The organism is Rhodococcus sp. 05-2256-B1, assembly GCF_002258465.1.
GTDB classification, from domain to species: Bacteria; Actinomycetota; Actinomycetes; order Mycobacteriales; family Mycobacteriaceae; genus Rhodococcoides; species Rhodococcoides fascians.
Genome location: NZ_NOZA01000015.1, coordinates 60222 through 74546, shown reverse-complemented (window position 1 = coordinate 74546; position 14325 = coordinate 60222). Strand labels below are relative to the sequence as shown.

Here is a 14325-nt window from a genome sequence, read left to right as displayed (position 1 = left end):
CATACCGGTATACGGTGCACTGGCGACAGGAGGACAGACCTGGTGGATTCGAGCAAGGGCGTCGACGAGTCTGCACTGCACCGGAACCGGTCCTTCCTGATCCTGTGGACCGGCGGTGTGCTCTCCGGTGTGGGTTCGTCGATGAGCACATTGGTATTCCCCCTGGTCGGCTTTGCCTTGACCGGCTCGACGTTCTTGGCAGGCCTGGCCGCCACCGGCGTCCTGACCGGCGAGCTGCTGGGGCGGCTGGTGTCCGGTCCGCTCGTCGACCGGTGGCCTCACCGTCGGACGCTCACTGTCGCCAATGTTGCTGCAACCGTGTCGATGTCGAGCGTCGCCGCCGCCTCGCTCACCCACGCACTGAGTCTGATCCATCTGGTGCTCGCCGGGTTGGCGATCGGGGTGGCCGACGCGTTCGTCGGTCCTGCGGTATCAGCAGCAATTCGGCACGCGGTTCCGATAGGCCAGCTTCCGTTGGCGTACACACGCATTCAGGTACGGGAGCACCTTGCGACTTTGATCGGCCCACCGTTGGGTGGGGCGCTGTACTCGATTGCGCGCAGTGTGCCGTTCATCGTCGACGCGATCAGCTACCTGACATTTGGGCTCCTCTCGAGCCGATTGCCGACGACGACGAGAACGTCGGATCAACCGAGCAGGTCCTTTCTGAGCGACGCACGCGACGGCTTCGTTTTCGTGTGGCGACACAGTTCGGTGCGCGCAATCCTGATGTGGGGAGGAATGTTCAACTTCGCCTTGGCATACGTCTTCACCGCTGTGACCTTGCGGCTGATCCGAGATGGCGTGAACCCGGTGGCCATCGGTCTCATCGACACGGTAGCCGCCGCCGCAGGTCTGATCGGCGCAGTTGCGGCGGGGCGAATTGTTGCGACCTTCCGCACCGGGCGGTTGACGATGTCCACGGGCTTGGCGTTGGCCGTCATCGTCGCCCCGATGGGATTGACGACAAATGTGGTCCTGATCGGTGCGCTGTTCGCCGCCGGCATCGTGCTGCTCCCCGCCAACAACGCCGGCATCTCCGCCTTCATCGCGTCGGTAACGCCCACACACCTCCAAGCACGCGTCAACGCCGCCGGTGGAGTCTTCTCGCTCGGACTTGCGCCGCTGGCCCCACCAGCAGCGGGGCTGTCGGTCGCCGCTGCCGGCGGACCGGCGTCGATGTTCATCGGCTCGGCACTTCTGGTCGCCAGCCTCGCGCCGCTAGCGGCCAGCCGCGACGTCCGGGGGCTGAGCAAGCCGGCCCACTGGCCGACAACTGCACTTTCCTCATGACGGTCACGATCACCACCGCGTCGAGCAGAAACCGCCGTCCCGAAATCGACCATCGCCGGCGCTGAGGGCGGCGTCGTCATCCCAATCGATCGACGCAGCGCGCACATCGAGGGAGCCGTGGGCGGTGATGATGTCGAGGTCGGCGTCGATCGGAAACTCCTCGTCCTGCTTCCAGACGTCTTGACCTTCCCAGACAACAAAAAGTGCGCATGACAGCAATTAAGCAGTTCAGGGGCACTTGGTGTGCGCCATCAGGGATTCGAACCCCGGACCGCTGTACTAGAGATAACAATTCAGGTGGATGTATCGGCGTCCATCGTCGGCCCGTTGAGCTGAGTGTTCGGCAAATCGAATGACCACCTGCGTCCGTCTGCGTTTATGCGAGTACGACCCAAAGTGATGAGTAGAAGATGACTTCCGTCGATCTGCTCCCGGTCATCAAGATCATAAGCACTGTCCGGTCAAAACTGTTGATTGCGAACAGATTGCGCTCTCATCATCCGAGCGGATGAAGCGAACTCGAATCTCGGCATCCCCGCCACCCGCCGCGCTGCGCTCCATCTACTCGGTCGACACAGGTGGGGTTCCCTGTCAGTGCCTTCTAGCTGCGCGTCGTGGGCAATAGTGTCGAAGACGGATCAATCCAGGACGTTTGCGCCTACTGGCAATGAGTAAGCATCGCACCCAGAGTCGGACGCCGATCTCGCCTGCGCTCGGTACGAGCTCGAAACAACAGAACCCCACCCGAAAGAACTCAGCTGTGTCCAATTCCACCAGTGAACGAAAGTCCTTGCCGTTCCTCGTCTACGTCCTCGCAATGGGTACGTTCCTCATGGGCACGTCGGAATTCGTCGTTGCCGGACTCCTGCCCGATATCGCCTCCAACCTCGCCATCGGCATCTCCGAGGCCGGACTCCTGGTCACTGCGTTCGCGATCGGCATGATCGCCACCCCGTTGATCGCGGTGGCGGCACTCGAGATGCCCGAACGAACGACACTTCTGCTCGCGCTCGCTGTTTATTCCGCCGGACACATCGTCGTCGCACTCACAGACGACCTGTCCGTCATCCTCGTGGCTCGCTTCGTGACCGCGCTCGCAACGGGCGCATTCTGGTCGCTCGCCGCATCTGTCGCGTCCCGCGTTGCGGGACCGAACGCCAGTGCGCGCGCCATTGGTCTGGTCCTCAGTGGAGGCATTCTCGCGACGGTGATCGGGGTGCCCCTCGGCTCTGTTGCCGGCCAGCTCGTAGGTTGGCGCGGCCCGTTCTGGATCCTCGCGGTATTTGCCGTACTCGCATCGGTGCCTATCGCCCGCTTCGTTCCCAGTGGTCGTTCGGTATCGACGGTCATCCCTCTTCGCTCGCAACTCGCAGCGGTCGCCACCGGAAGACTCTGGGTGGTCATGGCAGCGTGCGTGCTGATCTCGACGGCCGTCATGTCCACCTACTCGTTCATCGCACCACTGCTCACAGAACGCTCCGGCCTGGCCGTCGGACTCCTCCCCCTGGGTCTCACTATCTTCGGCGTCGGTGCCGTCACCGGCACCCTCAACAGCGGTCGGTTCGCAGACCGCGCGCCCTACGTCACCGCGCTGAACGGTGGCGTCATCGTCGTGATCGCACTCGGACTACTGAGCGTCTTTTCATCTTTCGCTACGCCATCGATCGCCCTTCTCGCTGTCGCGGGAATGGCCGGCCTGGGCACGAACCCCGTGCTCATGTCGATGGCCGTCCGATTCGCAGAGGGCGCGCCGACTCTGGCCACATCGCTGTGCACGTCGATGTTCAACCTCGGCACCGCCGTCGGCACATGGGTCACAGCGCAAGCGATCAGCGAATACGGACCCGCCGCGATTCCCGTCGTAGGTGCACTGTTCGCAGTGTTGCTCGTGGTTCCGCTGGCCGCGCTCGTGATCATCGACCGGGCACGTCGGGATAGCGATGCTGCGTCTGCACCGTCGCAGTCGGTCGCCGGCCACGAAGTCGAAGTTCGCTGACCGAACGCGTCGCAGCGCGGCGGTCGTCTGGACTGTGAAACTGCCGACGACGATCCGGAGCTCAGGATGGTTGGACGTGGTCCGACGTCGGTGTCGAACCACGTCCAACGTTGTGCTCCAGAGGGCCCGAAACGCAGCAGCCCCCGCCCGACAGGGCCAATAGTGCGACCACAGTACTTATCCCTCGACGGCACCGGTGTTCAACCGCGCCTATACGCAGCGAGAAAGGCGACCTCGCCTCCCTGGTCCCTGACGATGTCGAGTTGAACGAGACGCTGTGGATCACCGCAAATTCGACCGTTGAGGAGCCCCAATATCTTTGCTGCATTGTGTATTTCGAATATCCGACTGCACGCAATGACCAGGACTTCCCCCGTTTCCATACCGAGGATTTCCGTGACAAGGCGTGGCGTCGGCAGCAGCGACAAAGATCCGCCCGGCCATCGATGACTTCTGCGGAAATGACGACGCCGAACGAATCTCACTGCCCGACGCACGTCAGCTAGCCCTCGAACTGTGTTGCCCCGTTGATGGTTCCACCACACTGGAAGCTGTCGGTCACCGACGATGCCGCGGATCACCTCGACCTGCTCGCCGTAGTCTCCAACGTCATGACGGCACCGGGGATCATGGACCTTTCTGTTCCCGGACTGAGACAACCATGGGGTGCCCTTTCGGTACACCTCTCATCAGACACTGGTTCGATCGGGTCCGCTGTTGTTGTATCGAAGTATGACAACTTCCGTAAAGGCCTACGCCGCCACCGCAGCCGACAAGCCACTTTCCCCCAACACAATCGAGCGCCGTGCCGTCGGACCTCACGACGTCCGCATCGACATCAAATTTGCCGGCATCTGCCACTCCGACATCCACACCGCACGCGGCGAATGGGGACCGATCAGCTACCCCCAGGTCGTCGGACACGAAATCGCCGGCATCGTTGCCGAGATCGGCTCCCAGGTCACCAAACACGCCGTCGGCGATCGCGTCGGAGTCGGCTGCATGGTCAACTCCTGCGGCGAGTGCGCCCAGTGCGTCAAAGGACTCGAGCAGTACTGCCTCGTCGGCAACATCCAGACCTACGGCAGCACGGACCGCGACGGCACCACAACCCAGGGCGGCTACTCCCAGCAGGTCGTCGTCACTGAGCACTTCGTCGTCAAGATCCCCGAGGGCATCGCCCTCGACGCCGCCGCGCCACTCCTCTGCGCCGGCATCACCACCTATTCCCCCCTCCGCCACTGGGGTGCCGGACCCGGCAGGAAGGTCGCCGTGGTCGGTATGGGCGGATTGGGCCACATGGCCGTCAAGATCGCCCATGCCATGGGTGCCGAGGTCACCGTGCTCTCGCAGTCGCTGAAGAAGCAGGAAGACGGACTTCGTCTGGGAGCAGATCACTACTACGCCACCAGCGACCCCGACACCTTCGAGACGCTCGCGTCCACGTTCGATCTGATCATCAACACCGTCAGCGCCCCAATCGATCTGAACGCACACCTGTCGCTGCTCGCCGTCGACGGCGCGATGGTCAACGTGGGGGCTCCTGCGGAACCACTTCCGCTGCAGATCTTCTCGCTCATTCCCTCTCGCAGGACGTTCGCAGGATCCGCTATCGGCTCCATCGCCGAGACCCAGGAAATGCTCGACTTCTGTGCCGAGCACCATCTCGGTGCCGAGATCGAGGTCATCTCCGCCGACAAGATCAACGACGCCTGGGAGCGCGTGCTCGCCTCCGACGTCCGATACCGATTCGTCATCGACACGGCGACACTGGCCTGATCAGCCCGGCACAACGATAGAACGAATACCGCCTGTGCACGCACACGATGTGCGTGCACAGGCGGCTTTCTGCGCCGCAATGGATACCGCGGTTTCCTCCGGCGACTGCGCATCCAGATCGAGTCCGAGAGGTGACTGCACGCGCTGGATCGCCTGCGCGGAAATCCCTGCAGCATTGAGTCTTTCGACACGATCGCGGTGCGTACGCCGTGAACCCAGCGCACCGATGAACGCCAGGAGCCTCACTCCCCGGGGCTTCACGGCCGGCGTCGTCGCGAAGGGTGCCCCGACAGGGCCTCGCGCGAGGTCACGCTCAGCCTTAACCTTGGATTTATGAACAACAAAGCCGAGGTACGTGAGTTCCTCATGACGCGCCGGGCCCGGCTGACGCCCGACGCGGCCGGCATCGTAGGCGGAATCAACCGCCGGGTCGCCGGACTGCGACGCAGCGAGGTCGCGTCCCTGGCCGGCCTCTCCGTCGAGTACTACGCACGCATCGAGCGCGGCGCGATCGGCGGTGCGTCGGCGTCCGTGCTCGATGCACTCTCACGCGCCCTGCAGCTCGACGACACTGAACACGCACATCTACTCGACCTCGCACGAGCCGCTGACGGAATTCCGAACTCCGGCCGCCCACGTCGCAAAGCCTCGCGCCCGATCAACCAGAGAATCAGTCTGCAGTGGGCGCTGGACTCGATAACGGAAGGCGTTGCTTTCGTTCGCAATCAGCGTCAAGACCTGCTGGCGACCAACGAACTCGGTAGGGCGTTCTACGCCCCGATAATCGGAGACGGTGGACGAACGCCCAACCTCGCTCGATTCCAATTCCTCGATCCGTTGTCCCGGGAGTTCTACCCCGACTGGGACACCTTCGCCGAAATGTGTGTATCCATCATGCGTGCCGAGGCCGGACGCGACCCTCACGACAAGGGCCTCCAGGATCTCGTCGGTGAACTTTCCACGCGCGACGAGACATTCCGGACGTTGTGGGGTGCCCACAACGTCCGGACGCACGGGGCGGGCAAGAAGCGTTTCAACCACCCGTTCGTTGGCGAAATTCACCTCGCCTACGAGGAGCTCGTCGTCACCGCTGATCCCGGATCCATCCTCATGGTCTACACCGCGGAGCCAGGCTCGCCGAGCGCCGAACGCTTGCATCTACTCGGATCATGGGCCGCGCAACACGCAGAGGCTTGAACGTAGCCCCCGGCACGCATGGCGGTCAGGGTTCGGTGATCTCGACGTCGAATGTTGTCGGGTCCACCCCGTCGCGGTCGGGTCCCCCGCGTACACCTCGGTCGAGAGCATCCATGGCGGCCAGCTCGTCGTCGTCGAGCTCGAAATCGAACACGTCGGAATTCTGCGCGATACGTTCGGGGTTGGTCGATTTGTAAAGGTCCCGAAAGGTCGAGCTGAACAGTGGTCTGTGGACCACCCCACGAGTCCGTGGACGGTGGCCGAGCTCTACTGCGCGGTGTACCCCGCATCGACGGGCAAAGCCACGCCGGTGACGTAGCTCGCGGCATCGCTACACAGCCACAGCACTGCCGACGCAATCTCCTCCGGCCGCCCGAGCCGCCCCAACGGAACGCCGCTCGCGGCAGCGTCGGAATCGAGCTCTCCGCCCGCGATCATTCGTTCGACCATGGGTGTACTGATGGTTCCGGGGCACACCGCGTTGACTCGCACTCCATGCTGGCCGTATTGCAGCGCAACGCTTTTGGTGGAACCGATGACGCCGTGCTTGGTTGCGTGATACGTGGCGCGACCAGCTCCGCCGACCAGACCACCGAGCGAGGAGCAGTTCACGATGGCACCGGACCCCTGCTCACGCATCTGTACGAGTTCGTGCTTCATCGACGCCCACACACCCCGTAGGTTCACGGCAACGATCTTGTCGAATGCGTCGGCAGTTTCGTCTGCGGAATCGACGGGCGGAAGCATGATTCCGGCATTGTTGAACGCCATGTCCAGGGTGCCGTAAGCCTCGACGGTGGCCTGGACTGCCGCGGCAACCTGATCCTCGTCGGAGACGTTGCACTGCACTGCAATCGCCGTGAAACCATTGGCGTTCAACTCGTCTGCGAGGTGCTGGGCAGCGTCCCCGTCGAGGTCGACAATGGCGACTTCGGCACCGGCTTCGGCGAACGCGCGGGCCGTTGCCGCGCCCATTCCGGCGCTGGCACCGGTGACGAATGCGGTCTTGCCGGTGAAGTCGTACGTGACGGTCATGAGGGTGTTCTCCTTCAGGTCGATCTAGCTGTGCTGCAGGTCGATTCCGGTGTGCTGAGCGAGAGCAGCGAGCAGTTCGTTCTGGAATCGTTCGTCGTGCACCGCGGGGTGGGGCGCTTCGGTGCGCTGGTGGTGCCAGTAGCGCCCCGAGACATGAGCCTGCGAATCGTCGGTGATTGCAAGCCATGCCTGGGTCACGTGGCCGAGTTCGAGATCATCGCTGGCAGACGGTCCGCCCATCTTGGTCGGCACCCAACCGGGATCGACCGCATTCGCCAGCACCGAGGGCCACAGCCTGGCCACCGCGGCCATGAGCGTGGTGATCAGCAGCTTGCTGTCCGAATACGAGGCCGTTTCCTTCGATCCGGACCAGTCCGCGCCGACGAGGTCAGCATGCCCGCTCCGGTGCATGCTGCTGCTGAGGAAGACCAGCCGCCCCGGATCGCGAAGCAGGGCGGTGAGCACGTACGGTGCCACAACATTGACCGGCAGAAGCGAGGCCCCGTCGATGACACCGGCGTTGTGGATGACAGCGCTGATGGAACCGATACGGTGTGCTTGCTCAGCGACGTCCTGAACCTGGTCCAGGTGAGCGAGGTCGCCGACAACGCCGAACGCACCGCGGGAGGTCAGGTCCTCCACGGCGGACAACCGTTGCCGTGTGCGGGCGTGAACAACCACCTCATGTCCGGCATCGAGCAGCGATTCGGCAGCGGCGCGGCCGATGCCGTCGGTCGATCCGGTGATCAATACACGCGACACGAATTCCTTCTCTCTGTCCTACCGTTACAACTACGGCACGCGATCACAGCTCACGTCATCTCGTAGATACCGCGCCAGGTCCTTACCCTCGACGGTAGAGCGTCGTCAGCGTGCGAGGGAGGCCCTGCGAGTACGTGCTCCGTGGTCTTGCGTTCCGGCCCTGTTGCGGTGGACTCGGAGCCCGTCCGTGATCAGGTCGGCAGAACGGAGAGAATCCAGGCCACTAGCGGGGCGATGGCGATCACCGACATTCCCCAGATCAACAGCCCGCGAAAGGTTTTGTCTCTCAACTCTTCTTCGGTATTCGCGAATATTGGCGCACCGTCTGTGGAGAACGGGTTGCCAATCAACGCTCGGTTCCTGCTCGACTGGAGCTGAATACCGCCTCGATACTCCAAGGATCTCGAGATCTGCGCACCCTAGGCCCGACGCGTCATATCCCATCGGGGCCGATGAAGCCGTCTGATCGATGGGATATGTGTGCCGATTGCGCAGCAGTGAGCTACTCCGAACGTGAAACGGTCACCGTCACATCACCGTCGATGGAACCGACAGTGTCCGAACCTGTTTCGTCCATGCTGCCAAGAATGACGATGCCTGGGAACTCGCTCTGATCGCCGTAGTAGAGGACGAAGTCGTTTCCCGGTGCGTAGTAGCCGATGTCGCCCGGGTTCGGGTCTGCGCTGCCTGGCGCTCCGTCGGTCGACAACTCTGCCGGCAGCGGCCCGGTCTTCTCGACCGAACCGTGGTCGGACAGATTCAGCGTCAGCGGGAGTTGGGCCACGAGGTCACGGCTGGCCGCGGTGTAGTTCAACGTTCCGACGACGATCCGTTCGCCGACCTGGAAGTCGATCTGCATGGCTTCTCCGTTCTCGACCTGCTCGTTCGCAGCGTCGACCGTGGCGGGGACACTCGCACTGGTGACATTCGGGATCGTGACGCTCGCGCTGGTGGAGCTGGACCTTTCAGCCGTCGACTCCGAGGCTGTCCCGGCGGAACAGGCCGCCAGCGCGAGAACCGAGGACGCCGCGACCAGACCTGAAAAGACTCGGCTCCGCACGGCCGATGCCGTCACGACGCGGACTGTCGTTCGTAGGTCACGCGAAATCTTTCGGCGGGATCGCGCGGTGTCAGCACCAGGGTGTCACCGTCGACCTCGTAGTTCCGCTCGAACGTCTGCCCGATCAAATCGCGCACTGCCGCCGATTCCACTGTGACGGTGAGGGTTCCGGCATCAGCGTCGGTGGTGAGGTCACCGAAGTATGCCTCGTATCCCTGGACCGTCAAGGGGGTGTCCGGCGCGGACGTGTCCGGGTTCATCGCCTGTACCGACATCGTCTCGTCCGTGAAGATGACCTGCCCCGAATACGGTGTGGGTGTCAGATCGCCCTCTGTTCCGACCTCGAGCGAGGTCATCCGCCACTCGCCGGTCAGGCCGTCACTACCTGCCTCGTCCGATGCTTGCGAGCAGGCGGCGGTCGTGATCAACAGTCCGACTGCTGCGACCCAGGAGATCAAGAGTTTCTTCACCATGCTTACCTCTTTACGTTTTCGGCTGGATGAGACATGAGTTGTTCGGACGAACCGGACAGTGGGATCCCCTGTCAGGGAATACCTCCCACGTCCTCGACGAGACCGACTCGATCGTTGGGGCCCCGCTGCGATCAGCGGCCCTCGTACTGCTCATCGGTGATGTGCTCGGCCCACGTCGTCGTGGTGGCCGGATCCTCACCGTTCTGAAGCATCGCGATGTGCTCCATGTACACGCCGGGAGCTGCTGCGTGCCAATGTTCTTCGCCGGGAGGGGTGTAGAGGGTCTGGCCTGGATGAACCTCGATGATCGTGCCGTCGCGGCTTCCGAATCGCGCGATTCCCTGCGTGACGCGCAGGTACTGTCCGTTCTCGTGTGAGTGCCAGGCCGTGCGAGCGCCGGGTGCAAATCGAACCGTCGCAACGACCATCGTCTGATTCGCTTCGTGCGGCATCGCGATCGGGTCCAGCCACACATCGCCGGCGAACTGCTCGGCGGGGTTCTTGGTGGTGGGAACTGCGGGTTCGATGTTCATCGAGGGCCTACTTTCTGTCGTATACCTACCCAAGAGGGGCTGGACCTCAGGACGCGTCCGAGCTGCCATTCTCACCGAAGAGCTTCTTGGCAACGCCCATGGCCGCCATACCCTTGGGCCAGCCCGCGTACAGCGTCACGTGCGTCAACGTCTCGATCAGTTCGCTCTGCGTCACGCCGTTCTCGATCGCGCGGCCGAGGTGGAACTCGAGCTGCGCGGTGTCGCCTCCCGCCGCGAGTACGGCCACAGTCACCAGACTCCTGTCACGGGCGGCGAGCTCGGGCCTGTTCCACACGTCCGCGAAAAGTACGTCGTCGGTGAGCTCAGCGAGCTTCGGAGCGAAATCTCCGAACATCGACCGCCCACCTCCTACCTGCCTGGGTCGATCGGTCATCACATTCCTCGTCTCGCGTCGGATCGTTCGCGCTCAGCGCGACTCACATGGACCAGTCAATCGCCAAAACCCTGTGTCGGGGAGTCACTGTCGAGGGGTGCACCAGCAGGGCACCTCTTGCCAGTCCGATCCGATCCGATCCGCACGATTCGATCCCGGCGGTCGGCCTCGCTGAGCTCCGGACCTCCTCCTGACCTGGGCACTGACCCCGGACGTCGGCAGCTACCTCGCCGCTCGATCTTCGAAGCCCGGTGCCTGGCGTCGGTTCTCGCGGCGGCACCTGTCGACATGTAGCTCGTCGAGCCGTCGGTGCAGCCATCATTTCCACGTGGTGACTGCGGACTGAACAACACCCTCGAACTTCCCGAGGTGGGCACCACCGAACACGAGAACCGTCTCGACACCGCAGGAATTGCCAATTTCTTCTCGTGCTCGTCCGTCGTCTCAATGCCGATACTGCTCGAACACCTCCCGCAGGATGCCTACGGGTATTGGCCGCGTTCGGTTCTGAGGGCTCAAAAAGATGAGTAAATGATGACTCAAGCGTCCACAGGCGTCCATCAGCTACCCCGCGGTGCGAATCCGGCACACAACTCGCAGGTCAGCAGGGAGGAAGCCCGAACCTGACTCCCAGTATTCGCAATTGGGAATCAAGTCTCCGAAACGCCCTACGCCGCTTGAGAACCCGCAGGTCACAGAGTTGTCCATTCTTGCGAAGCTTGCGGTCGCCTACGCGTACCCAGACAACAAAAAGTGCCCCTGAGCAGCGAATATGCTGTTCAGGGGCACTTGGTGTGCGCCATCAGGGATTCGAACCCCGGACCCGCTGTACTAGAGATAACAATTCAAGTGGATGCACCCGCGTCCACCATTGACCCGCTGAGCTGGATGTTCGGCGAATCGAATGACCATCGGCGTCCGCGTGAATCCACCCGGGTGCGCCCCAAAGTGATGAGTAAACGATGACCTCCGTCGACCTGATCCCGGTCCACCGGGCTCCCGTATGGTCCGGCAACGTGTAAACGGACCGCCACGGACATTCGACGCCACCACTGCTCAAAGTGACGAGCTACCTCGTACCGTTTGGGACCTCAACAACGAAACAAGGATAAGCCGCGGACGCACCGCGCAGTAGAGCATTTGCCCGTGCGATTGCAATCGCCGTGGACTGCGATGTTCACGCATCAGCACCAATGGCGGTGACCGCCGTTCAAGTAACGTCACGCCCGAGAAGGTACGCCGGATCGTCGTCGGCGATCCTCGCTCACATCGTTCGGAGCGGGTCGATGACCTGCTCGGCACGCGCAAAATGGCTGCGCGATGCAGTTCAGTCAGCTCAATGGCACCCCACGCCCCGACTCGGACAACCGTAGGTCATCGAACTCCCTCTTCGTGCGGCCATTCCCCTCCCGAAAGGGATGGACAAATTGACGAACTCGTACATCTCCGAGAGACGGAGGCAGTTCCGCGTCCGAGACCGAGCGAAGCTGATTCGTCTGGGCGATCTGCGCAGCGATATAGGCGACCGGCCGCCCAATGTCTCCGGGCATCATGAAGGATTCACCGTCGTTCTCAATCCCTATCGTCCGCAGTTCGCCGGCCCACACGTGCAAATCCTGAATCAGATAGCTGTGCAACACCGCCACCACAGCACATGATCGCGATCCAACCTCACGCCGCCAAGGGAGTGGTCGAACACGGCAACTCACACGCTGGATCTAGCGGGCCCAACTTCGTCCATGCCATCGCTTATTCGTCCATGCCATCGCTTAAGGGAAGCCCTTCGGAAGGTCAGTCGCCGACCGCAGATATCAGCAAGACCATGACCGCGGCAACCTGGACAAAGCTAGACACCCTCGAAGCCTGTGGCTTCGCCGCCTGAACGAGCTACCGCCGCAGTCAGCACCACCCCGCCGGCCAGTCCTTGGATTCCCATCGGGCCTCGAATATGCCGTAGATCTCCGACACCTTTGTCAGCGGACATGTAAACCTTCATGGCCACGGACACGCATCCCAATGCCCGCACCCCGGCGGTCGTGACACTCTGCCGCATCGCCATGCTCACGTTCCCGTGTCCGGCGTACTTTGTGCCGTCTAGGACGCACTGCCCGCATCTTCTACAAGCTCCACACCGTCGGGAGTCTCTTGCGGCCAAACAGTCGATTGCGTGTACGCGGTATCCGAGAAGTACGTGCCAGCCAAATTCGCGCCAGACAAGACTGCACCCGACAAAACAGCACCCGAAAGATCGGCTCCGGAGAGGTCTGCGTTCGCAAGGTAAGCGTCGGTAAGGTCAGCACCGGTCAGAAAGGCACCGGATAGATCGACACCAGCCATTTGGGCACCCACCAGGTTTGCGCTGGTGAGCTCATGATTGGCCAACTTTGCATCAGTCAAGTCGACACGAGTGAGCTGCGCCCCGCCCAAACGGGCGCTCGTCAAGTCCGCGCCACTCAGGCAAGCGTCCGTGAGAACAGCTCCACCAAACTCTGCTCGGCTCAGTTCAGCGTCTGTCAAGTCGGCTCCGCTAAGTTCACAATCGGTAAAGTCTGCATCGGTCAGTGTTGCACCGGATAGATCAGCAGCTTGGAGATCTGCTGACGTTAGAACCGCCCCTGTCAGGTCGGCGTACTTCAAAATCGCCCTATCGAGCCTTGCATCGGTCAACTTACCGTTGGCAACCTTCGCGGCAGTAAGATTGGCACCAGAGAGAATTGCCTGCTCAAGCTTGACGCTGACCAGTCTCGTGCGACGCATTTGCGCGTTCGCCAAGTTCGCGCCCGCCAGGTTGGCTCCGGATAAGTTGGCAGAGCCTAGTTGCGCGCCAGCGAGATTTGTCCCAGCCAAGAACACTTTCGCGAGCATGGCGCTTGTGAGACGCAGATTGCAACTCGACCAGTCAGTCGTCGCCTGAGGCCCGGCCGTTATCTCCGGGGGCTTTGCGAGTGCGCGGTGCTGCCGGATGATACCAACAATCGTCGCGCGAACCTCTTGCTCTTCTTGTCTCAATCGATCGGGCAATACCTCTTGCTCCGCTCCTCTAGGGGAGATCTGTTCACGCGGGATCGTATTTGTTCGAAGATAAGCACATAACAGGTCGACACAAACCTGCCGTTCAGAATCGTCACCAAACTTGTGCCACCCGTCGGCAAGCGCTGCAATCCCGTAGACGCCTGCCAACCTAATGGCAAACTTGCTCGACCCGAGTTGCTCGGCAGACTCGGTGTATCTCTCTCGCAGGGCACGCTCGGCTGTGTGCTCAAACTGCTGCTGACTAAGACGGAGCGCTTCCGCGGCAGTTCGTTGAGCCTCTGCGGACGTCGCCTGAGCCCGCGCCGCGGTTGCTTGAGCTTCGGTTGAGATGCCGAGTGTTCGTACTGCAATCTCTTGAGCTCGTTCGGTGACACGCTGCCGCCGATACGCCAGAAAAGCGGCACCTCCAAGGCCAATCACCGTTAACATTGTCAGCGATGTCCGCGCTGCGCTGAACAGGATGTCGCCATCGACTTTTCCGGCCGCAGTGAAGAACTCGCCGGCTCCAAGATGTGCCTGCGTCCATGTGAACAGAAGGAATAGGAAGCCGCCGACCGATATAGTTATACCGGTTCCAATCACTACAAGTCGCCCGAGTGCCATCTGCCGTTCCATCGGCACCACCGGAGCGGCAGTGACAACTCGTGCCGGATCCGTTGAGGGGTCGAAATTCTTGCCTGCTGGGCCCGGCGTTTGCGAGGTGGTCACCTACACATCTTGGCGCACGTCTGGGGCGGCTATGACACCGGCACCTCTCGTTTCATACACCA

At 62.2% G+C, this 14325-nt stretch carries 14 protein-coding genes and 1 pseudogene; 4 read left to right on the top strand and 11 right to left on the bottom strand.

What is annotated here, in order from left to right:
- The first annotated feature begins 42 nt into the window (after positions 1-42).
- A complete protein-coding gene (locus CH285_RS06385) occupies positions 43-1293 on the top strand; it encodes an MFS transporter (RefSeq protein ID WP_032406799.1) in 1251 nt (416 codons plus the stop codon).
- Between the two features lie 9 nt (positions 1294-1302).
- On the opposite strand, the gene CH285_RS06380 is transcribed toward CH285_RS06385, so the two are convergent.
- Complete coding sequence (locus CH285_RS06380) at positions 1303-1512, bottom strand: hypothetical protein (RefSeq protein ID WP_032406800.1); 210 nt, start codon at positions 1510-1512, stop codon at positions 1303-1305.
- A gap of 448 nt (positions 1513-1960) precedes the next feature.
- Here CH285_RS06380 and CH285_RS06375 point away from each other — a divergent pair, with 448 nt between their 5' ends.
- Positions 1961-3289, top strand: a complete 1329-nt coding sequence (locus CH285_RS06375; RefSeq protein ID WP_072692163.1) for an MFS transporter — start codon at positions 1961-1963, stop codon at positions 3287-3289.
- Between the two features lie 732 nt (positions 3290-4021).
- On the top strand, positions 4022-5068 hold the full coding sequence (locus CH285_RS06365; RefSeq protein ID WP_048318551.1) for an NAD(P)-dependent alcohol dehydrogenase: 1047 nt from the start codon (positions 4022-4024) through the stop codon (positions 5066-5068).
- Here the strand turns inward: CH285_RS06365 and CH285_RS06360 are convergent.
- Positions 5069-5305 (bottom strand): annotated as a pseudogene (locus tag CH285_RS06360) (XdhC family protein); the annotation flags it as partial. It abuts the gene before it with no gap.
- Positions 5306-5401: 96 nt separating this feature from the next.
- Here CH285_RS06360 and CH285_RS06355 point away from each other — a divergent pair.
- Complete coding sequence (locus CH285_RS06355; protein ID WP_094644357.1) at positions 5402-6265, top strand: helix-turn-helix transcriptional regulator; 864 nt, start codon at positions 5402-5404, stop codon at positions 6263-6265.
- Between the two features lie 25 nt (positions 6266-6290).
- Here CH285_RS06355 and CH285_RS06350 read toward each other — a convergent pair whose 3' ends face one another.
- The 9 genes from CH285_RS06350 to CH285_RS06300 all read right to left on the bottom strand — a co-directional run bounded on the left by CH285_RS06350 (position 6291) and on the right by CH285_RS06300 (position 14263).
- Positions 6291-6419: a hypothetical protein gene (locus CH285_RS06350; protein WP_255032538.1), complete on the bottom strand. Its 129-nt coding sequence runs from the start codon at positions 6417-6419 to the stop codon at positions 6291-6293.
- Positions 6420-6532: 113 nt separating this feature from the next.
- The gene (locus CH285_RS06345) at positions 6533-7300 is read right to left on the bottom strand and encodes an SDR family NAD(P)-dependent oxidoreductase (protein ID WP_094644358.1); all 768 of its coding nucleotides are present in this window, start codon (positions 7298-7300) and stop codon (positions 6533-6535) included.
- A 24-nt stretch (positions 7301-7324) separates the two neighbouring features.
- A complete protein-coding gene (locus tag CH285_RS06340; RefSeq protein WP_048318546.1) occupies positions 7325-8062 on the bottom strand; it encodes an SDR family NAD(P)-dependent oxidoreductase in 738 nt (245 codons plus the stop codon).
- A gap of 502 nt (positions 8063-8564) precedes the next feature.
- Complete coding sequence (locus tag CH285_RS06330) at positions 8565-9137, bottom strand: cyclophilin-like fold protein (RefSeq protein ID WP_048318544.1); 573 nt, start codon at positions 9135-9137, stop codon at positions 8565-8567.
- Entirely contained in the window at positions 9134-9595 is a 462-nt protein-coding gene (locus CH285_RS06325) for a lipocalin-like domain-containing protein (protein ID WP_228139243.1), read from the bottom strand. Before CH285_RS06325 ends, CH285_RS06330 begins: the two co-directional genes overlap by 4 nt.
- Before the next feature lie 131 nt (positions 9596-9726).
- Complete coding sequence (locus CH285_RS06320; protein WP_048318543.1) at positions 9727-10128, bottom strand: (R)-mandelonitrile lyase; 402 nt, start codon at positions 10126-10128, stop codon at positions 9727-9729.
- Positions 10129-10174: 46 nt separating this feature from the next.
- Positions 10175-10522 (bottom strand): carboxymuconolactone decarboxylase family protein, encoded by a 348-nt coding sequence (locus CH285_RS06315; RefSeq protein WP_057473250.1) that lies wholly within the window; start codon positions 10520-10522, stop codon positions 10175-10177.
- 1846 nt (positions 10523-12368) lie between these two features.
- Positions 12369-12581, bottom strand: a complete 213-nt coding sequence (locus CH285_RS27465) for a hypothetical protein (protein ID WP_141214944.1) — start codon at positions 12579-12581, stop codon at positions 12369-12371.
- 35 nt (positions 12582-12616) lie between these two features.
- The gene (locus tag CH285_RS06300; protein WP_141214945.1) at positions 12617-14263 is read right to left on the bottom strand and encodes a pentapeptide repeat-containing protein; all 1647 of its coding nucleotides are present in this window, start codon (positions 14261-14263) and stop codon (positions 12617-12619) included.
- Positions 14264-14325 lie beyond the last annotated feature (62 nt).

What these genes read in the sequence shown, in the direction of transcription:
- CH285_RS06375 (WP_072692163.1), top strand. Translation starts at nt 1,961, where the DNA reads ATGAGTAAGCATCGCACCCAGAGTCGGACGCCGATCTCGCCTGCGCTC.
- CH285_RS06365 (WP_048318551.1), top strand. Translation starts at nt 4,022, where the DNA reads ATGACAACTTCCGTAAAGGCCTACGCCGCCACCGCAGCCGACAAGCCA.
- CH285_RS06355 (WP_094644357.1), top strand. Translation starts at nt 5,402, where the DNA reads ATGAACAACAAAGCCGAGGTACGTGAGTTCCTCATGACGCGCCGGGCC.
- CH285_RS06345 (WP_094644358.1), bottom strand. Translation starts at nt 7,300, where the DNA reads ATGACCGTCACGTACGACTTCACCGGCAAGACCGCATTCGTCACCGGT.
- CH285_RS06325 (WP_228139243.1), bottom strand. Translation starts at nt 9,595, where the DNA reads ATGGTGAAGAAACTCTTGATCTCCTGGGTCGCAGCAGTCGGACTGTTG.
- CH285_RS06320 (WP_048318543.1), bottom strand. Translation starts at nt 10,128, where the DNA reads ATGAACATCGAACCCGCAGTTCCCACCACCAAGAACCCCGCCGAGCAG.
- CH285_RS06315 (WP_057473250.1), bottom strand. Translation starts at nt 10,522, where the DNA reads ATGACCGATCGACCCAGGCAGGTAGGAGGTGGGCGGTCGATGTTCGGA.
- CH285_RS27465 (WP_141214944.1), bottom strand. Translation starts at nt 12,581, where the DNA reads ATGGCGATGCGGCAGAGTGTCACGACCGCCGGGGTGCGGGCATTGGGA.